This is a genomic window from Candidatus Hydrogenedentota bacterium, from assembly GCA_019637335.1.
Taxonomy (GTDB): Bacteria; Hydrogenedentota; Hydrogenedentia; order Hydrogenedentales; family JAEUWI01; genus JAEUWI01.
Genome location: JAHBVV010000005.1, coordinates 91,991 through 111,020, shown reverse-complemented (window position 1 = coordinate 111,020; position 19,030 = coordinate 91,991). Strand labels below are relative to the sequence as shown.

The following is a 19,030-nucleotide window of genomic DNA, read 5'->3' as shown; positions in this document are numbered from 1 at the left end:
CTATCGGCAACGCCTCCCCGCGCTCACGGTGAAGCGGCGCGAGGAGGCGGTAGTCGGCAGTCTATTTTCGCCCCGAGTCAGCTGGGGTCGTACGTCAGGGTCTTCTCCGAGGTCGTGTTTTCCAGGAGGGCTTCCTTCGTACGGAAGACCGGCTTGAACTTGCGCTGGGTGAACAGCTTCTCGCCCTGGTCCATGTAGTGCGGCGAATCGGGATCGGCGCTCTGACCCCATGGGACGCAGGTGTAGGACTCCACCCCGTCCTCGTGCATGAACATGAGGATCATGGCCATGGAACCCTTGTTCGCCAGGTATTTGCCGCTCCCCTGTTCCGTCTCCCGCACCCCGAGGCTGAGGAGGCTTCGAACGCGCTTGTCGTTTTCGCCGCCGCCGTAGTCGCCGCCGGACGCGGGGAAGAATTTCCCGCCGCGGCCCACGGTGATCATGTCGCCCCAGGCGATATCGGTGCGCCCGTAGAGCGCGATCATCTGCTCGCGGGCCTCGTCGAGCGCGTCCTTCAAGGCGAAGAGCTCGTCCATATTGAGGTGGCGCCCGGCGTTGACCTTGCCGGGGTCGACTTTCTCAAAGGCTGTCAGGCGGAAGTAGCGCACGAGCGGGGCGGCGGTGCTGTCCCGGTGGTAGCGGGCATCCCAGTTCAGGAGGCGGTCGAAGTCGGTTTTGTAGCCAGCATCTTCCAGGGCGACCTTCGCGGGCCCAATGGCCACCTTCTCCAGGGCCGACTTCCAACCCGCCCAGTAGGGATCGGTGATATCGAAGGCCAGGTCGATGGCCTCTTCCCGGGTGAGGCTGTCGTCCGCGTCGAGGACCTGGAGCGCGCGATCACCGCGGCTGTTCCGGGTATCCCAGCTGACGTTGTAGAGGTAGTCGATGTACTTGTCCGGGGTGAGCGGTGAGTCGACCATCATGAACTCGGGGCTGATGTTGCAGTTCTGCATGTAGCCGTGGGGCGGATTCTTGATCTGGACGTGATCCGAGAGGGGATGGATGCCGAGCCAGGCTGTTTTCGAGGTATTCCCGGGCACCGGCGCGCCCCAGTCGTAGCCCTCGGGCCGGATGGGCGTCATGCCCACGCGCGCATACGCGATATTGCCGTCGCGGTCCGCGGACATCAGGTTTTGCTGCATGAACTGGTTCATCGAAATCGCTTCCGTGAACTCGTCCACATTGCGCGCCTGGAGGGTCTTGTAGCCTTGTTCGAGGAGCTGCATCTGATCGAAGTACGGCGTTGCGCCGACGAGGATGGTCTGCTTTTCGATGTTCGGCTCCGCGAACGCGGGTCCAAGATGGGTGGTGTAGGTGGGCATCTGGACGGGGTCGCCGCCCTTCACGGGTATGGAGATCATCCCGACCTTCGCGTCGCGCCATTCGCCATCGTATTCATACTGGGTGGGGTTGTCCGGGTTGAGCTTCATGGCGTACACGTCGCCGGTGTCGGGGCCGCCGGTGGTGGGGGCCCAGCCGACGTGCTGGTTGTGCCCGTAGGCAAGCAGGTACACGCCCACGAGAAAGAAGCCGTGCTGCTCCGCCAGCGCGTCGCCATACACGTGCGCCTCGTAAAACACGGACATGCCCTGCCATGTGAGGTGCGGATCGGCCAGCAGGATGGCGCTGCCGTCCGCGCTGCGCTCGGGGGCCACCGCCCACTCGTTGGAGCCCCAGCCCAGCGTGTTCCCTTTTTGCCGTAGCTCGTCGCGAATGTTGCCCAGCGGCCAGTTCAGGATCATGGCGCGCATGACGGCGAGGCCATGCCACGGCTCCAGGTCGAGGGCGTAGGGCGAAGCCTTTCCGGGATTGTCGGCGAGCCACGCGTTCACGCCGGCCGCAAACCCGTCGCCGATGGCGCGAAGCGGCTCCGGCGCGGTGGGCCAGTATTCCGCGCAGCGCTCGGCGTTGCGGGCGAGGCGCATCATGTAGTCGGACTGCAGGTGATCCTTGCCGAGCACCTCGGCCATGCGTCCGACCGCCTGCCGGATGTTGATGTAGAGATCGTCGAGCCGGTCTTCCGCCTGGGCGTAGCCAAGCCCGAAGGCGGCGCCGGCGTCGGTATCGCCGTAGATGTACGGCACGCCGAAGGTATCGCGGTAAATGGTCACCGTTCCGGCGGACGCCAGGGAGGCGCAGGCCAGTCCGGCAACGAGAAGGGCACGGGCGAGAATGCGTGGACGGAACATGAGCAGTACTCCTGGTCGGTTATTTGGGGTAGCGCGCGGTGGTTGTGTTGGAGGGACCGGCGCGCGGGCCCTGATTGTATCGCTTTTACCGGCTTCGTTTCCCCCCGGATGCGCCATCGCGCCGGGGCAGGCGGGGCAGATTCCGCGCCGGCCGCTTCTGGAACGGCGGCAAGGCCGGCGGGTTCTCCTTCAGCAAGCCCAGAATCGCCTCCAGACCCGCCTCAAGTTGCGGATCGCGCCCGGCCTTGTAGTCCTGGGGGGTGATATAGACCTCCTGGTCGGGATCCGTGCCGTAGTTTTCCACGCCCCACTCGACATCGTCGAACCAGAACGAGAACTCCGGCTGCGTGGTCACGCTTCCGTCGACGAGCGCGGTGCGCGGGCTGATTCCGATGACGCCTCCCCAGGTCCGGGAGCCGATAAGGGGGCCCAGGCCCATGCGCTTGAAGCAATGGCAGAAGATATCGCCATCGGACCCCGCGAAATCGTTGGTCAGCGCGACCATCGGCCCCTGAACCGACTCGCGCGGGTAGGCCTCCGGCGCATGCCAGCGCGCCACGTCGTAGCCGAGGCGCTTGCGGGCCAGCTTTTCCAGCAGCAACTGGGAGACGTGCCCGCCGCCGTTGAAGCGCACATCGACGATCAGCGCCGGGTAATGCAGCTCCGGCAGCCAGCCCCGGTGGAATTCCGCATAGCCGCGCGCGCCCATGTCGGGGATGTGCACGTAACCAACCTGCCCGCCGCCACGGCGGTGGACCTCGGCGCGCTTCTCGTTGACCCAGGCGCGGTAGCGGAGTAGTTGCTCGCCGCCAAGCGCGCGCACGGTCACCACGCGCGGGGCGGCTTTCTTGCGGCGCACGGTCAGGGCCACCTGCTGGCCGGCCCGGTTCACGAGGGCGTGCCCGGGCGTCACCGCTTTGGAGAGAGGCTGCCCGTTGATGGCCAGAATCAGATCGCCCTTCGCCACGCCCGTTCCCGGCGCGAGCAGGGGCGAGTGCGCGTCTTCATCCCACGAATCGCCGGCGATCATGGACCCGATCCGATATCCCTTGCCGCGCGCGTCCCAGGCCAGGTCGGCTCCAAGCATTCCCTGCGGCATGTGGGGCGCGCTTCGATAATCGCCTCCGTATTCGTAGGCGTGCGACGTGCCGAGTTCGCCCTGCATCTCCCACAGGAGGTCGGACAATTCACCCCGGCAGGAGACACGCTCCAGGAGGGGTTCGTAGCGGCGGTACACTTTTTTCCAGTCCACGCCGGACATTTTTTCGTCCCAGAAATAGTCGCGCTGGAGCCGCCAGGCTTCGCGGAACATCTGCCGCCATTCCTGAGGCGGATCGACGGCGACCTTGATGCGGTCGAGATCGATCCAGCCGGTCGACTTGCCGCCGTCGCGCACCAGGCCGTTTGCTTTCTGTTCGGCCGGCTTCTCCCCCGCCTTGACCACGCGCAGTTTCTTGCCGGAACGATAGATGAGCATGGCGCGATTGCGCGAGAGCGAGAAACCATCGACCCCGGTGAGGATCTGTTCCTCCTTCATCGAGGCCAGGTCGAAACAGTAGACGCTCCCGCGGCCCTCGCCCGATCCCCCGTTGCCGCCGAGGGCATGGCGTATGGGGTATTCGCTGTAGAGCAGCTTGCCCTTGAGCCCGACGACGCGGCCGTAGCGGCTGGCTTCGCGCGGGAACATCAGGATCCGGTCCGTAAGGCCGGCGGTATCGATTTTGATCGGAGCGACCTTCGTGCCCTTCTCTTTGTCCTTCTCTTTGTCCTTGTCTTTTTCGGCATCGGCCTTTGGGGTCTCGGGGGGATCCGGGCGGAGCACGAAGGGATCGGGCACGTCCAGCCGGAGGGGAGCCACCATAATCCGCATCGCTTTGGGGAAGCCGAGATCGAAGTGGAGCGTATCGTAGACGGGATTAAACGCGCGAAACGACAGGAAGTAGAGGTATTTGCCTTCCGGGTCCCACGACGGCGCGGCGTCGAAGAATTCGGAGCGGGTGACGCAGAACCGCTTTCCGGTGGGGGCGTGGTAGAGCCGAATGACGCGGGTCCGCGACGTATCCGGGAAGGAATAGGCGATCCACTGGCCGTCGGGCGACCAGGCCGCGCCCGTAATGGGGCCGAATTCGCTGCGGTCCGCGGTGCGGCTCTTGCCGGACGCCAGGTCGGCCACGATAAGCTCGAAGCGGTGGTTTTCCACCGCAACGCGATCGGTGATCGGCGAAACCGCAAGTCCCATGGCGTGGCCGATATCGATTTTCTTCAACGTGCGCGGCTTCCCCGTTCCCGTGGTGTCCGCAATTTCGAGGCGCTCTTCGCCCGTGCGATCCGATACAAAAACCACGCGCTTGCCGTCGTTCAGCCAGGCGCAAAGCCGGGCGCGCGCGGCGGGTTCGTTGGCGTGCTGGAAGACGGGACCTTCCCAGTTGCCCATCGTGAACAGTTTTCCGCGCGCGGTCAGGGCGAGCGCCTTTCCGTCGGGCCGGAGCTGGTATCCCTGAAGGTACTTGTCCGCCGGGGCGTAACGCCGGTTCCGCTGCACGCGGGGGCTGGGCAGGTCCACGGGTATTTTTTGCGCGGTGTCCTCGCGGATGTCGTAGCGATAGAGGTCGCCGCCCGCGTGATAGACGACCGTGCGGCCGTCGGTGCTCGCGCCGCGCGCGTAAAAGTCCTCGTGGTGCGTGTGTCGGTGGACGTTTCGCCCGGCGGGCGTGCAGCTGTAGAGGTTGCCGACGCCTTCGTGGTCGGCAATGAAGTAGATGCGCTTCCCGATCCACATGGGCGCGGTGATGTTGCCCTCAACGGGATTGATCCGTTCAAATGTTCCCTCGCCCTCGCGATCGACCCAGAGCTGGCCCGCGTTGCCGCCGCGATAGCGCTTCCACCGTGCGGGGTCGCCCGTGCTTCTTCCAATAACCGCACTGTTCCCGGGGCCGCGGCTCAGGTGGTTCGCAATGCCCCACGGCAGCCGCGCCGGAATGCCGCCCGTTCGCGGCACGGACCACAGATGGCGCGCGCGGCTGAATGGGGCGTCCGCGTCGCTCGAATAGAGAATTTCGGCGCCGTCGCCCACCCAGCCCACCACGACGGCGACGCCCCCCTGAAAGGTCAGCCGTTCCGCGGGGCCGCCATTCGCGGGCATGACGTAGACCTCCCACGCGCCCTCTTCCCGCGCGCTGAACGCGATCCATTTGCCATCGGGCGCGAGACATGGCGTCGCGACGGCCCCCTGGCTCGCGGTGAGGCGCAACGCCGTCCCGCCGGCCAACGGCACGCGCCAGAGGTCATCCTCGGAAACAAAAACGACCGTGTCTCCATGCACCGTGGGCTGCCGGTAGTATCCAGACATATTGTCTCCTGTTGGTTTCGCGGACCCCGGGGGGACCCGCGGGCGCTATGATAGCACCCGGCGCCGTCCCGTTGCCCGGCGCGCGCGAAAATGGCTTGCCGGCGCGCCGCCCTTCTGCTAGACTGGCGGCTGGCAGGGAGGACGGCGCGGGCGGCAGCCAGGGCGCGTCCGCCGCCGCTCCCCCAGTGACTGGAGAACTCCGCATGTCATTCAAGATCGGACTCAGCTCGAATCCCGGAAAGGACCGCGGCAAGGCCGAGGCGGCCATGAAGGGCGACCAGAACTTCAAGGATGCGCTGAAGGAGGTCCTCTCCGAAATCGGCCAGTGCTTCGAGAACGCGCAGCTCATTGACGTCCGCTGCAAGGAGAAGGCCGGCGACGTGAAATTCGAGGAGGAGAAGCGCAAGGCGATGGAGGGGAACGCCGATATCAAGGCGCTGGCGCGCGCGCTTGGCTTCGAGGTGGAGGACGACGAGGACGACGACGACGATTACTATGGCAAAAAGGAGGAGGCAAGCGCCGATGCGGGGGACGATGACGATACGTCCTTCAGCTTTGACGACGACGACGGCGATGATGATGATGATGATGATGATGATGACGATGACGATGATGAATCCGGCGACGAGGGCGACGGGGCCGCATTCAGCTTTGATGACGACGACGATGATGGCGACGATGGCGATGGCGAGAGTTTCAATTTCGACGATCTCGACGACGACTGATCACCCGAGACGCGTCACCATGCCGGGTTCAGCCCGCGGTCGCCAGCGACTGCGGGCTTTTCTATTCCCTTCCGGCGCAAGAACGAGGATTGGCGCGACCACAAGCATCGTCACAAGTTATTTTTTTGAAAGCACTTATGACTTCCCACCCTTTTGGGCGTATATTTTTTTACGGAAACCAGCAATTCCGTCTTGACGTATTTAAGAATTTGCGCTATACTTCGGGTATAGAACAACCGTTTCTATGACTCTCTTCCCTGAGGGGCCCTGGAGCTGACCACCCGGGGCCCCTCCCCTCCTTTTCCAGACACGACCGACGCCCCGTCGGGCGCGGCGGACGAATTGACTTGCGGCGCGGCGATGTGACATACTTTCCGCGATTCGTGAATGGAAAAACAGGTCCCTGCGAAGACGGACAGGGTTGAAAGTTACTGCGCAGGCCGGACGATCCCCCGATCCGGCCCGGATTGTGGGGCAATCCAGCGCCCCCGAGCGCCGCAAGCAACGTCTTTCTCCTTCATTCACGGATGCGTTCCGAATACCGGCCAAGACCGGTGTGCCGCGCGAACCGCGGCGGGAACCAGACGCGCTGACTGTATTTACGTGTCTCGAACAAGCGAAAGGAATGTACCATGGCTACGAAAATCGGAATCAACGGCTTTGGCCGTATCGGGCGCAACGTCTTCAAGCTGCTGCTCGAAGAGCCAGGCTTTGAAGTTGCGGCGATTAACGACCTGACCGACGCGAAGACCCTCGCCCACCTGCTCAAGTATGACAGTGTCCACGGCAACTTCAAGGGCGCCGTGGAGGCGAAAGAAAACTCCATCGTCGTCAACGGCAAGGAAATCAAGATTACGGCCATCAAGAACCCCGCCGAGCTGCCCTGGAGCGAGCTCGGCGTGGAACTGGTGCTGGAATCCACGGGCGTTTTCCGCGCGAAGGCGCAGTGCGAAATGCACCTGCAGGCAGGCGCGAAGAAGGTGCTCCTCAGCGTGCCACCCAAGGACGCGATCGACGCCGTCGTCGTGATGGGCGTGAACGACGATATCCTCAAGCCCGAGCACAAGATCGTGTCCAACGCGAGCTGCACAACCAACTGCCTGGCCCCCTTCGCGAAGGTGCTGCACGAGAACTTTGGCATTAAGCGCGGTCTCATGACCACCATTCACGCCTACACGAACGACCAGCCGGCCCAGGACCAGCCCCACAAGGACCTTCGCCGCGCCCGCGCCGCGGCCCAGTCCATCATCCCGACCAGCACCGGCGCCGCGCGCGCCGTGGGCCAGGTGCTGCCCGACTTGAAGGGCAAGCTGGACGGCATGGCGATGCGCGTCCCGGTCATTAACGGCTCCGTGGTCGACCTGGTGGTCGAACTTAACAAGAGCACGACCGCCGAAGAAATCAACGCGGCGGTTAAGGCCGCGGCGGACGGCCCCCTGAAGGGCATCCTCCAGTACACGGAAGATCCCATTGTCTCCGTGGACGTGATTGGCAACCCGCACTCCAGCGTATTCGACGCGCTGAGCACGACCGTCATGGACGGCAACTTCGCCAAAGTTGTATCCTGGTACGACAACGAGTGGGGCTACTCCTGCCGCTGCATCGACCTGTTCAAGAAGATGGCCGGCTAGTCATGAACAAGCTGAGTATCACCGACCTTCAATTGAAGGACAAGCGCGTGCTCATGCGGGTGGACTTTAACGTCCCGCAGAACGCGGACGGCACGGTGCGGGACAACACCCGCATTGTGGCGGCGCTCAAGAGCATCCAGTACGTCCGCGACCAGGGCGGGAAGCTGATTCTGATGTCGCACCTGGGCCGCCCCAAAGCCGGCGAGGACAACAGCAAGTTCAAGATGGATCCTGTCGCGGACGAGCTGCGCAAGCTGGTGGGCGGCAATGTGTCCAAGGCCGACGACATCGTGGGCCCCGAGGTGGAGGCGGCGGTGGCCAAGCTGGCCGCCGGCGATATTCTCCTGCTGGAGAACACGCGCTTTCACCCCGGTGAAACGAAGAACGATCCGGCGCTTTCCGAGCAGCTGGCGAAGCTGGCGGATGTCTACGTCAGCGACGCGTTCGGCACGGTGCACCGCGCACACGCCTCGACCGAGGGCGTGACGAAGTACGTGGCGCAGAGCGCGGCGGGCTTCCTGGTCGCCAAGGAGATCGAGTACATCGGCGGCGTGCTGCACAGCCCGAAGCGGCCGCTGATCGCGATTCTGGGCGGCGCGAAGGTGTCGGACAAGATCACGGTCATCGACAACCTGCTCAACCTCGTCGACACGCTGATCATCGGCGGCGGCATGGCCTACACCTTCATGAAGGCGCAGGGCTACGCCATCGGCAATTCGCTGCTCGACGAGGCCGGCCTCGACACGGCGAATCAGGTGATGGCAAAGGCGAAGGAAAAAGGAGTAGAATTGCTCCTTCCCGTGGACAATATCGTCGCGGACGCCTTCTCGAACGACGCGAACACGAAGGTTTGCGGCCTGGGCGAGATCGAGGACGGCTGGGAAGGCCTGGATATCGGGCCCAAGACCCGGGAACAGTTCCTCGAAGCCATCAAGAAGGCGGCCACGGTCGTCTGGAATGGCCCGGTGGGCGTGTTTGAGATGGAGAAGTTTGCCGGCGGCACCCGCGCCATCGCGGATCTGCTTGCCGAAAGCGAGACCATCACGAGCGTGATCGGCGGCGGCGATACCGCGGCCGCGGTCGCGCAGTTCGGCCTGGCGGAGAAGATGTCGCACGTTTCTACGGGCGGCGGCGCTTCGCTGGAGATGCTCGAAGGGAAGATCCTTCCGGGCATCGCCGCGTTGACGGACAAATAGCACAGTTGAATCGCCCGGCGTCTTGCCGGGATTTTGTGGAGTTGCCCGGCGCTCGGTCGACCGCGGTCACCGGCGGCGCACTTGGCCCGGGTGAATACAACGAAAGGTGAATCCATGGCGATAACCAAGGAACAGAAGCAGGAAGTCATCAAGAAATTCGGGAAGGACGAGAAGAATACGGGGTCGACGGAAGTGCAGATCGCGCTTCTGACGCAGCGTATCAACGACCTGACCGAGCACTTCAAGGTGCACAAGAAGGACTTTGCCGGACAGCGCGGTTTGCTGCGGCTGGTGGGCAAGCGGCGCAATCTGCTGGCCTACCTCCGGAACAACGATCTGGAAGGCTACCGGGCGCTCATCGCGGAGCTCGGCCTGCGTAAGTAAGGAATGCCCTCGGGGCGGCGGTAGCGCCGCCCCGAGTGTTTTATCACGCATGCCTTACCGGCGGCTCCCCGCACTGCGCGGCTACCGCCGGGAAGGACCTGGCCTCACCGGCCCCCGCCGGGCGAGGCCGAAAAGCGGACCAGCCCAGGACAGCAGCAGACCCCCTGGCGTCCGCCCGCGCACTACGCGCGTTGCGCCGCCGACGGCGCATGGAAGAACGAAGAAGAAGAGATGAAAAAGACGGGCCCGATCGTTGTGGGAGGCGATACTGTGTCCACGGAGTTAGAAGAACTATGTCAACAGTACGCCTTTCTGTCCAATTGGACGACGTAACACTGGAATTTGAAACGGGGCGCATCGCGAAGCAGGCCCACGGATCGGTGATTTGCCGCAGCGGCGACACCATGGTCCTTTCGGCGGTCTGCGTTGCGCCCGACGCGCGGCCGGGCCAGGATTTCTTCCCGATGACGGTCGACTACCGCGAGAAGTTCTACGCGGTGGGCCAGATCCCGGGGAATTTCTTCCGCCGCGAGGCGCGCCCCTCGGAGCGCGAGATCCTCGTGTGCCGCATGACGGACCGCCCCCTGCGTCCGCTGTTCCCCAAGGGCTTCCTGAACGAGCTTCAGGTCTGCCAGACCGTGCTTTCGGCGGACAATGTCAATGATCCGGATGTGATGAGCATCAACGCGGCCTCGGCGGCGCTGCACATTTCGAAAGTGCCGCTTTCCGAGCCGATTGGCGCGGTGCGCGTGGGGATGATTGACGGCCAGCTTGTGGTCAATCCTTCGATGGAGCTGATGCCCGAGAGCGATATCGACATTGTCATCGCCGGCACGGCCGACGCGATCACGATGGTGGAAGGGCACGCACACGAAGTACCCGAGTCCCTTATGCTGGACGCCCTGGAATTCGGCCACGCGCACATCCAGAAGATCATCCGAGCGATCCACGAGCTCCGCGAAAAGGCGGGCGTGGAGAAGATGCCGGTGGAGGTAATCAACCTCAACGACGAAATCGTGGCGGCCATCGAAGGGTACGCCGGCCGCGTCAAGGAAGCGCAGGCGATTTCCGAAAAGCAGGTGCGCTACGAAACCATCGACGCGATCAAGGACGAAGCCCTCGCCGCGCTCGCGGAGAAATACGGCGAGGAGCGCTGGGCGGAGCTCGAAGGCGACGCGAAGGCGGCGTTCAGCGACTTGAAGAAGCGCGTCATGCGGGGCCAGGTCATCGAGACCAACCGCCGCATGGACGGGCGCGCACTCGACGAAATCCGCAATATCACGATCGAAGTTGGCGTGCTTCCGCGCGCCCACGGTTCCGCCCTCTTCACGCGCGGCGAAACCCAGGCCCTCGTGACCACAACCCTCGGCACGACCCGCGACGAGCAGCGCTTCGATGAGCTCACGGGCGATGAATTCCGCCGCTTTTTCCTGCACTACAACTTCCCCTCCTGGTCGGTGGGCGAAGTGCGCCGCATTATGGGTCCGGGCCGCCGCGAAATCGGCCACGGCAAACTGGCGGAGCGCGCGCTGATGAACATGGTGCCGTTTGTGAGCGAGGAAGAGCGCGCGGCCGATGAAACGCTCAAGGACTTCCCGTACACCGTCCGCATTGTGTCGGAGGTGACCGAAAGCAACGGTTCGAGCTCGATGGCGACCGTCTGCGGCGGCACGCTCTGCATGATGGACGCCGGCGTCCCGATCAAGGCGCCGGTGGCGGGCATCGCCATGGGCATGATCAAGGAAGGCGACGAGATCCGCATCCTGAGCGACATCCTGGGCGACGAGGATCACCTGGGCGACCTGGATTTCAAGGTCTGCGGAACGAAGGACGGCATCACGGCCTTCCAGATGGACACCAAAATCAAGGGGCTCTCCCGCGAAACGATGCAGAAGGCCCTCGAACAGGCCAAGGCCGGCCGCGAATACATTCTCGGCAAGATGCTGGAATGCATCGACAGGCCGCGCGAGGACCTCTCGCCGTATGCGCCGCGCATCTACACGATCAAGATTGACGTCGACAAGATCCGCGACATCATCGGGCCGGGAGGCAAGGTCATCCGCGAAATCCAGACCTCAACGGGTTCGGAAATCAGCGTGGAAGATGACGGCACCGTCAATGTCGCCGCGGTGGACGCCGCCAGCGCGCAGGCCGCGATTGACCTCATCAAGGAAATCACGGCGGACGTCGAGGTGGGCGCGCTCTACAAGGGCACCATCACGCGCATCATGAACTTCGGCGCCTTCTGCACCGTGGTGGGCAACAAGGAAGGCATGATCCACATCTCCGAGCTGGCCCCCGGCCGCGTAAACGAGGTGACGGACGTGGTGGACGTCGGCGACGAGATCGACATCAAGGTGATCGAGATCGACAAGATGGGCCGCGTCAACCTGTCCAAAGTGCAGGCCGACGTCGAGCTGGGCCGGGTGGACCCGAGCGAGCTTGAAAAGAAGGAAGCCAGCCGTGACCGCGACCGGGGTGACCGGGGCGGGCGCGGCGGCGACCGTGGCGGACGTGGCGGTGATCGCGGCGGACGCGGCGGTGGCGGCGGGCGCGGTGGTGATCGCGGCGGGCGCGGCGGCGGCGACCGCGGCGGGCGCCGGTAATCGGGAATGTATGGATACGATGGCGCTTCCCCGTGGAAGCGCCATTTTTTTGAGGCCCCGCGCCGGCGCGCTACCGCTGCCGGCGCGGCGGCCATTTCAGGAGCGCGCGGGCCTGAGTCGCGCACACGTGCTGGAAGGAATGCAAACCGTTGAGTGATATCGTCTACACGCAGGAGGATGCGGAGGTCATAACGCTGGACAACGGCCTGGCGGTCTGCCTGGAGCCGCTGCCGTACCTGCACTCCGCCAGTATCGGCGTCTGGATACGGACCGGATCGGGCAATGAGCGCGCGGACGAGAACGGGATAGCCCACTTTCTGGAGCACCTGTTTTTCAAAGGGACATCGAACCGGAATGTTCACGAGATCATGGCGGCGATCGAAAGCCGCGGCGGCCAGCTGAACGCCTTCACCTCGCGCGAATACACCTGCCTCTACGTCAAGGTGCTCGAAAAGCACGTCGCCACCGGCATCGAGATCCTGGCGGACCTCGTCAAGAACTCCCTCTTCTGCGATCTGGAGAAGGAGCGGAATGTCATTCTGGAGGAGATTGCCTCGATCGAGGACACGCCGGACGAATACGTTCACGACCTGATTACGGAACATCACTGGCCGGGCCACGCGCTCGGGCGCTCGATCTCCGGGTCGGCGGAATCCGTTTCGGCACTGGGCTACGACCATGTGGTTGACTTCTTCCGGCGCTGGTACCGCCCGGAAAACATGGTGTTTTCTATTGCCGGCAACTTCGACCGTCGCGCGGTGATCGATCAGGTGTCGGCGGAGTTTGGCTCCATTTCGGTGGGCGCGGTTCCGCCGCTTGACGCGGCGCCCCGGTTCCAAAGCGGGATCCGGGCGGTGCACCGCGACATCGCCCAATCGCACATTACGCTGGCTTTTCCCGCCCCCTCGCTCTACGACGAGCGGAAGTACGCCTACGACATGACCAGCAACATCCTGGGCGGCGGCTCGACGTCGCGCCTCTTCGAGCGCATTCGCGAGGAGGAGGGGCTGGCGTACAGCATCTACACCTTCGACGCGTTCTACCTGACCGCCGGCTCGCTCGGGGTGTACGCCGCCGTGGCTCCGCAACAGCTTGCGAACACCCTGGAATTGACTTTTGCGGAACTCCGGAAGCTGCGCGACAATGGTCTCTCGGAGGAGGAGCTGGAGCTGAACCGGGAGCAGATCAAGGGGGGCATGCTTATGGCGATGGAAAGCACCTTTACGCGGATGGCGCGTATGGCGAAGTCCATGATGTACTACGGCAAGCTTGTTCCGATATCCGAAATAATCTCAAGGGTCGACGCTGTTACGTTGGCGGACGTCAAGACCTGCTGCGCGGAAATCTTCACTCCGGATCAGAGCGCGCTGCTCGTGCTCGGGCCCGAGGAACAGACGATGCCGGACGTGATCGCGCTGTAATTCAGACATCCCTTACGCTACACTTTGTCTACCCCCGTGTTCCCGGGGAACGGGTAAGTCACTATGGACCATCAAACGCTGCAAGCACTACTGGAAGACGTCGCCGGCGGGCGCCTTGCGCCGACCGATGCGGTCGAAAACCTGCGCCACCTGCCTTTCGAGGATCTCGGCTTCGCAAAGATTGATCATCACCGGGAGCTGCGCAAGGGCTATCCTGAGACGATCTTCTGCGAGTACAAGACCCCCGAACAGGTGGTCGCCATTACGGGGCGGATGCGCGAGCGGAACACCAGTGTGCTGGGCACCCGGTGCTCGCCGGAGGTGATCCAGGCGGTCTGCGCGGCCCACCCAGACGCGGTCCACCACGAGCTCGCTCGCGCCTTCAGCATAACCATCAAGACGCCGGAACTGGCAAAGGGCACGATTACGGTGGTCTGCGCGGGCACGAGCGATCTGCCCGTGGCCGAGGAGGCGCGCGTTACCTGTGAACTGCTCGGGAATCCGGTCGAGACCATTACCGATGTCGGCGTGGCGGGGATCCACCGTTTGCTTCACCAGCGCGACAAGCTGCTGCGCGCCAGCGTGATCATTTGCTGCGCCGGCATGGAAGGCGCCCTCCCGTCCGCGCTCGCCGGCCTCGTGCGTTGCCCCATCATCGCGGTGCCAACCTCGGTCGGATACGGCGCGAGTTTCGGCGGCCTGGCGGCGCTGCTTGGTATGCTCAACTCCTGCGGCACGGGGGTCACCGTCGTCAATATCGACAACGGTTTCGGGGCCGCCGTGGCCGCTTCCACCATCAACCGCATGGCGAGCGGATGCGCATGACGGCGCGCCAGCGGCGCCCGCGAGATGTCGCGGAATTCTCTGGCCGCAAGACCAACGAACAAGCCGCGCCGCGGTAAAGGCGAACCATGAAAACCATCTATTTTGACTGTTACAGCGGCATCAGCGGCGACATGACGGTGGGCGCCCTGATCGACGCGGGGGCCGATTTTGCCGCCATACAGGCGGGCCTCGAATCGCTGGGGGTCGAGGGCTACCACGTCACGGCGGAGAAGGTGCTCAAGAAAGGCGTGCACGCCACGCAATTCAAGGTGATTGAGGATGGCCACGAACACGGGCGCCATCACCACCATGATCATGACCACGGCCATCACCATCATCATGATCACGAGCACGACCACGGGCACGGGCACGGGCACGGGCACGGGCATCATCATGACCATGATCCTGGCCACGAGCATCATCACCATGACCACGATCATGATCATGATCACGAACATGAGCATGGTCACGGGCATCACCATCACCACGATCATGATCATGGCCATCATCACCAACAGCCGCACCGGCATCTGGCGGATATCGAGAAGCTCATACAGCACAGCGCGCTGCCCGGGCCGGTGAAAGATGCGGCCATCGAGACTTTTCAGGCGCTGGGGCGCGCGGAGGCCTCGGTCCACGGGACCACCATCGACAAGGTCCACTTTCACGAGGTGGGCGCCGTCGATTCCATCGTCGACATCGTCGCCGCGCAGCTGGGCTTTCACCTGCTGGGCATCGAGCGCTTCGTGTGTTCGCCGCTCCACGTGGGGTCGGGCACAGTCAAATGCGATCACGGCATTATGCCGGTGCCCGCGCCCGCTACGGCGCGCCTCCTCCAGAACAAGCCGACCTACGGCGGCGCGGTGGACGGCGAACTCGTCACGCCGACCGGCGCCGCGCTGGTCGACCACCGCGTGCGCGAGTTTGGCCCGGCGCCCCTCATGCGGGTGGAGGCCATCGGCTACGGCAGCGGCACGAAAAACCTGCCGGACCGCGCCAATGTGCTGCGCGTCCTGATTGGCGAGAGCGAGGGCGCCGCGGGCGCCACCGAATCCATCCAGGTGCTGGAAGCCAACCTCGACGACATGTCGGGCGAGTTGCTGGCACCGCTGGTTGCCGGACTAATGGACGGCGGCGCCCTGGATGCCTTCCTGACGCCGGTCATCGGAAAGAAAGGCCGCCCCGCACACAAGGTCACCGTGCTGGCGGAGGAATCCCGCGCCCGGGCCCTGTGCGACATCCTGTTCAGCCACTCCACGACGCTGGGCGTGCGCACGCGAACGGAGCAGCGCGTGATACTGGACCGCGACTGGAAGACGGTGGCCACACCGTGGGGCCCGGTTCGGATAAAGATCGGCTCGCGCGACGGCGAGGCCATCAGCACCGCGCCGGAATACGAGGATTGCATGCGGGCGGCGGCCCAGGCGGGCGTCCCCGTCCGCAAGGTCTACGAATGCGCCCTGGCGGCCGCGGTAAAAGGAGAGTATACGGATGCCTGAGCGGATCGCGGTGTATCCCGGCAGTTTCGACCCCCCCACACTCGGCCACCTGGACCTCATCGAGCGCGCGGTAAACATTTTCGACCACGTCATCGTGGCCGTCGCTGTGAATGACGCCAAGGTGGGCCTGTTTTCCGTGGAGGAGCGCGTCGAGATGCTCACGGAGATGGTCGCGGGCATTCCGAGGGTATCGATCGATCACTTCAAGTCGCTCACGGTGCAGTTCGCGCAGAAGAAGGGGGCGGTGGCGCTGATCCGGGGTTTGCGGGTGGTTTCGGACTTCGAATTCGAGCTTACGATGGCGATCAACAACCACAAGCTCGCCCCCGAAATCGACACCGTCAACCTGATGCCGAGCGAACCGTATCTTTTCCTCAGCTCGCGCCTTGTGAAGGAAATTGCGGCTTTTGGGGGATCGCTCAGCCACTTCGTGAGCCCGGCGGTGGAAAAGCGGCTCAAGGAGAAACTTGAGGAAGAACGCAAGGCCTGAGCGGGGTGATTTCGGGGGGCGGGAGCGGTGGCTACAGCTTCTTCCGGAGCTGCTCCAGTATCGACCGCGACCGTTCGTCAAGGCGGTCTTCCACGTTGACCGGGGCCGGCTTCTGGGTATTGCGGACGGTTTCCCCGGCGTCCGCGCGTGAATCCTGGATGCTCTGCAAAAAGTTGTTGGCGTCCATCACCAGCGCGCCCATGCCCCGGCACAGATCGCGCACGCCGCGATCGCTCGTGACCACGGCCACGTCCATCTTGCGCGGCGTCTGGTAGACCATGCGCTCGATGACGGCGTCCGCGGTCAGTTGTCCGGGCGCGTAGAGCACTTCGAGCCCCGGCACGGATCGGTAGTGCTCGACCCGCTGCACCACCTGCGCGCCCTGCCCGTCAAACACGATGGTCACCTGGTGGCCGGTCTGAATGCAGTAGTGGGCGACCTTGTCGATCAAGGCTTCGCGTGCGGTTTCCATGTCCTGACGCACCAGCCGCAACAACTTCCGCGAGTGGTGCAACACGTTGTACCCGTCTACCAGCAGTTTCTCCGCCATCCCGGCCGTTCCTCTTACGTCGCGGCGGCGTCCACCGCGTTGGCGTTCTCCGCCAGCAGGGACTCAAAATGCGCGCGCGTGGCCCATTGGGCGCGCAGGCCATCCGCGTTGTCGCCCACGTAGGGGTTGCTCTGGGTATCGTCCAGTATACGCGCTTTGGCCGTGTCCGCGATCTGGATTTGCATGAGGTCGTGCACGTGTTCGGCGAGCTGCTCGTTCAGGAGCGGAAAAGCGACCTCGACTCGCCAGTCCAGGTTCCGCTCCATGAGATCCGCGCTACCAAGAAAGACCCGCCGGTCCTTGCCCGTTCCGAAGATATAGATGCGCTGGTGCTCCAGGTAGCGATCGAGAATGGAGATGGCCCGGATCTTCGGGTGGGGCTTCATCGCGTAGGTCGTCCGCACAATGAAATCCATCTGGACCCCGGCGTCGGCCAGATCGTAGAGCTTCTTGATGATCTTCGGGTCGGTCAGGTGATTCGTCTTCAGGAGGACGTAGCCCGCCTCGCCCTTTTCCTTCTCCCGCTGGAGCAGGGCCATCAGCTGGCGGCGCGAATTGAAGGGGGAGACGAGGAGGTGCTTGAAGCGCGGCGCGGTCACGGCGCGCATCATCGCGGCGGTCTCCAGATAGGAGAAGACCTCGGCCACTTCGGCGGTCATGCGCTTGTCGCTGGTGAGGAGGATGCTGTCCACGTACAGGCGGCCCGTCGCCTCGTTGAAGTTGCCGGTCGACAGGCCGGCGAAGAGGCTCGTGCGCCGCTCGATCAGCAGGAGCTTGGAGTGCACCTTGAGCGGCGGCACCCCGTAGACCACGTGGGCCCCAACCTCCGTGAGCGTTTCCGCGATATGGATGTTGTGCTGCTCGTCGAAGCGGGCCTGCAATTCGATGGATACGAAGATCTTTTTCCCGTTTCGCGCCGCGTTGTAGAGCGCGTTCACCACCTGCGAATGGTTCGCGGAACGGTACATCGTCATTTTGATGGACTTCACGTGGGGATCGATGGCCGCTTCGCGCAGCAGCCGGATCACGTGGCCGAAGGACTGGTACGGGTAGGTGATCAGCACATCCCGCTCGCGGATGGTGTCCATCATCGGGCGCACGTCGAAATCGAGCACCGGATGCGGCAGTGCGGGGAGCCTGGGGAACATGAGGTCCTCCCGCTTCGCCGGGAACTGCATGAGATCCTTCATGTTGTGGTAGCGCCCGCCCGGGATGAGGGTATCGTCCTCGTCGATATTCAGCTCTTTCTGCAGCATGCGCCGGAACCCCTGCGGCATGGCGGCGTCGTACACGAGCCGGGTGGGCCGCCCGCCCTTGCGCTGCTTGAGGACCCGCTCCATCTTGCGGATGTAGCCCTCCGTGAAATCGTTGTCAATGTCGAGCTGGGCGTCGCGCGAAACCTTGAACTCGTAGGCGCCGATCTCCTCGTATTCGAAGATGTAGAAGAGCTCGTTCAGGTTGAGCCGGATAACGTCGTCCACGTACATGATGTTGCCGTTGGGCAATTCCACGAAGCGGGGCACCTCCGGGGGCACCTCGAGGATCGCGTAGCGCTTTTTCTTTCCCCGCATCACGACCGCCAGGTAGAGCGCGCCGTCGGTCAATTGCGGGAAGGGCTGGGTCTTGTAGCAGATGAGCGGCACGAGTCCCGGAAGGATGTTCGCCCGGAAGTAGTCCTTAACCCAGGTTTCCATGCCATCGCCCGAGGCGACGATATCCATCTCGGTGACGATCCGGATGCCCTTGTCCGCCAGTTCGCGCGTGATGCGGTCGTAGGCCGCGCGGAAGCGCTCGTCCAGCCCGCGCGCCTTGTCGTTGAGCACCTCGAGGATGCCCTGGAAGCCGCGCTTTCCCAGCTCGATCCGGCGGTGGATACTCGCCACCCGGACCTTGAAGAACTCGTCCATGTTGGACGAGAAGATGCCGAGAAACTTCAGCCGCTCGAGGAGCGGATTCCGTTCGTCTTCGGCTTCCTGGAGGACCCGCTCGTTGAACGAAAGGGTCGAGATTTCGCGTATCTGGTGTACGTTCTTCATAACCCCGAATCTTGAAGCGCGGCGGCGCGCGGTCGGGCCGCACAACCGTGCGCGGCCCGCCCCCACGCGCAACGGCTGCCCGCTTCGCGTATAATAGAGCCTGCTATTGTGTCAGTTTTCCGTGAGGCG

Annotated in this window: 13 protein-coding genes; 9 read left to right on the top strand and 4 right to left on the bottom strand. The window is 63.8% G+C overall.

Annotated elements, in window-relative coordinates; all coding sequences use genetic code 11:
• Positions 1-77 precede the first annotated feature (77 nt).
• A complete protein-coding gene (locus tag KF886_08375; GenBank protein ID MBX3177360.1) occupies positions 78-2,189 on the bottom strand; it encodes a penicillin acylase family protein in 2,112 nt (703 codons plus the stop codon).
• Positions 2,190-2,274: 85 nt separating this feature from the next.
• Positions 2,275-5,538, bottom strand: a complete 3,264-nt coding sequence (locus KF886_08370) for a PD40 domain-containing protein (protein ID MBX3177359.1) — start codon at positions 5,536-5,538, stop codon at positions 2,275-2,277.
• Between the two features lie 203 nt (positions 5,539-5,741).
• Here KF886_08370 and KF886_08365 point away from each other — a divergent pair, with 203 nt between their 5' ends.
• From KF886_08365 to coaD, 9 genes are all read left to right on the top strand, one after another.
• Entirely contained in the window at positions 5,742-6,263 is a 522-nt protein-coding gene (locus KF886_08365; protein MBX3177358.1) for a hypothetical protein, read from the top strand.
• Between the two features lie 632 nt (positions 6,264-6,895).
• Positions 6,896-7,894: a type I glyceraldehyde-3-phosphate dehydrogenase gene (gene gap / locus KF886_08360; protein ID MBX3177357.1), complete on the top strand. Its 999-nt coding sequence runs from the start codon at positions 6,896-6,898 to the stop codon at positions 7,892-7,894.
• A gap of 2 nt (positions 7,895-7,896) precedes the next feature.
• Positions 7,897-9,090: a phosphoglycerate kinase gene (locus tag KF886_08355; GenBank protein MBX3177356.1), complete on the top strand. Its 1,194-nt coding sequence runs from the start codon at positions 7,897-7,899 to the stop codon at positions 9,088-9,090.
• A 114-nt stretch (positions 9,091-9,204) separates the two neighbouring features.
• Positions 9,205-9,474 (top strand): 30S ribosomal protein S15, encoded by a 270-nt coding sequence (gene rpsO, locus KF886_08350; protein ID MBX3177355.1) that lies wholly within the window; start codon positions 9,205-9,207, stop codon positions 9,472-9,474.
• A gap of 293 nt (positions 9,475-9,767) precedes the next feature.
• Positions 9,768-12,080 carry a polyribonucleotide nucleotidyltransferase gene (gene pnp, locus KF886_08345; protein ID MBX3177354.1) on the top strand — a complete coding sequence of 771 codons (2,313 nt, stop codon included), beginning with the start codon at positions 9,768-9,770 and terminating at the stop codon, positions 12,078-12,080.
• A gap of 149 nt (positions 12,081-12,229) precedes the next feature.
• On the top strand, positions 12,230-13,501 hold the full coding sequence (locus KF886_08340; GenBank protein MBX3177353.1) for an insulinase family protein: 1,272 nt from the start codon (positions 12,230-12,232) through the stop codon (positions 13,499-13,501).
• A 63-nt stretch (positions 13,502-13,564) separates the two neighbouring features.
• The gene (larB, locus tag KF886_08335) at positions 13,565-14,326 is read left to right on the top strand and encodes a nickel pincer cofactor biosynthesis protein LarB (protein MBX3177352.1); all 762 of its coding nucleotides are present in this window, start codon (positions 13,565-13,567) and stop codon (positions 14,324-14,326) included.
• A gap of 86 nt (positions 14,327-14,412) precedes the next feature.
• Positions 14,413-15,825, top strand: a complete 1,413-nt coding sequence (larC, locus tag KF886_08330) for a nickel pincer cofactor biosynthesis protein LarC (protein ID MBX3177351.1) — start codon at positions 14,413-14,415, stop codon at positions 15,823-15,825.
• Positions 15,818-16,315 carry a pantetheine-phosphate adenylyltransferase gene (gene coaD, locus KF886_08325; protein MBX3177350.1) on the top strand — a complete coding sequence of 166 codons (498 nt, stop codon included), beginning with the start codon at positions 15,818-15,820 and terminating at the stop codon, positions 16,313-16,315. The genes larC and coaD overlap by 8 nt, the downstream gene beginning before the upstream one ends.
• A 31-nt stretch (positions 16,316-16,346) precedes the next feature.
• On the opposite strand, the gene KF886_08320 is transcribed toward coaD, so the two are convergent.
• Together KF886_08320 and ppk1 are read right to left on the bottom strand one after the other, a co-directional pair.
• Positions 16,347-16,865, bottom strand: a complete 519-nt coding sequence (locus KF886_08320) for an NYN domain-containing protein (protein MBX3177349.1) — start codon at positions 16,863-16,865, stop codon at positions 16,347-16,349.
• 14 nt (positions 16,866-16,879) lie between these two features.
• Positions 16,880-18,901 carry a polyphosphate kinase 1 gene (gene ppk1 / locus KF886_08315; GenBank protein MBX3177348.1) on the bottom strand — a complete coding sequence of 674 codons (2,022 nt, stop codon included), beginning with the start codon at positions 18,899-18,901 and terminating at the stop codon, positions 16,880-16,882.
• Positions 18,902-19,030: the final 129 nt, after the last annotated feature.

Coding starts and splice junctions, on each gene's coding strand:
- KF886_08375 (MBX3177360.1), bottom strand. CDS start 2,189: ATGTTCCGTCCACGCATTCTCGCCCGTGCCCTTCTCGTTGCCGGACTG.
- KF886_08365 (MBX3177358.1), top strand. CDS start 5,742: ATGTCATTCAAGATCGGACTCAGCTCGAATCCCGGAAAGGACCGCGGC.
- KF886_08370 (MBX3177359.1), bottom strand. CDS start 5,538: ATGTCTGGATACTACCGGCAGCCCACGGTGCATGGAGACACGGTCGTT.
- rpsO (MBX3177355.1), top strand. CDS start 9,205: ATGGCGATAACCAAGGAACAGAAGCAGGAAGTCATCAAGAAATTCGGG.
- KF886_08320 (MBX3177349.1), bottom strand. CDS start 16,865: ATGGCGGAGAAACTGCTGGTAGACGGGTACAACGTGTTGCACCACTCG.
- pnp (MBX3177354.1), top strand. CDS start 9,768: ATGTCAACAGTACGCCTTTCTGTCCAATTGGACGACGTAACACTGGAA.
- coaD (MBX3177350.1), top strand. CDS start 15,818: ATGCCTGAGCGGATCGCGGTGTATCCCGGCAGTTTCGACCCCCCCACA.
- KF886_08355 (MBX3177356.1), top strand. CDS start 7,897: ATGAACAAGCTGAGTATCACCGACCTTCAATTGAAGGACAAGCGCGTG.
- gap (MBX3177357.1), top strand. CDS start 6,896: ATGGCTACGAAAATCGGAATCAACGGCTTTGGCCGTATCGGGCGCAAC.
- larC (MBX3177351.1), top strand. CDS start 14,413: ATGAAAACCATCTATTTTGACTGTTACAGCGGCATCAGCGGCGACATG.
- larB (MBX3177352.1), top strand. CDS start 13,565: ATGGACCATCAAACGCTGCAAGCACTACTGGAAGACGTCGCCGGCGGG.
- ppk1 (MBX3177348.1), bottom strand. CDS start 18,901: ATGAAGAACGTACACCAGATACGCGAAATCTCGACCCTTTCGTTCAAC.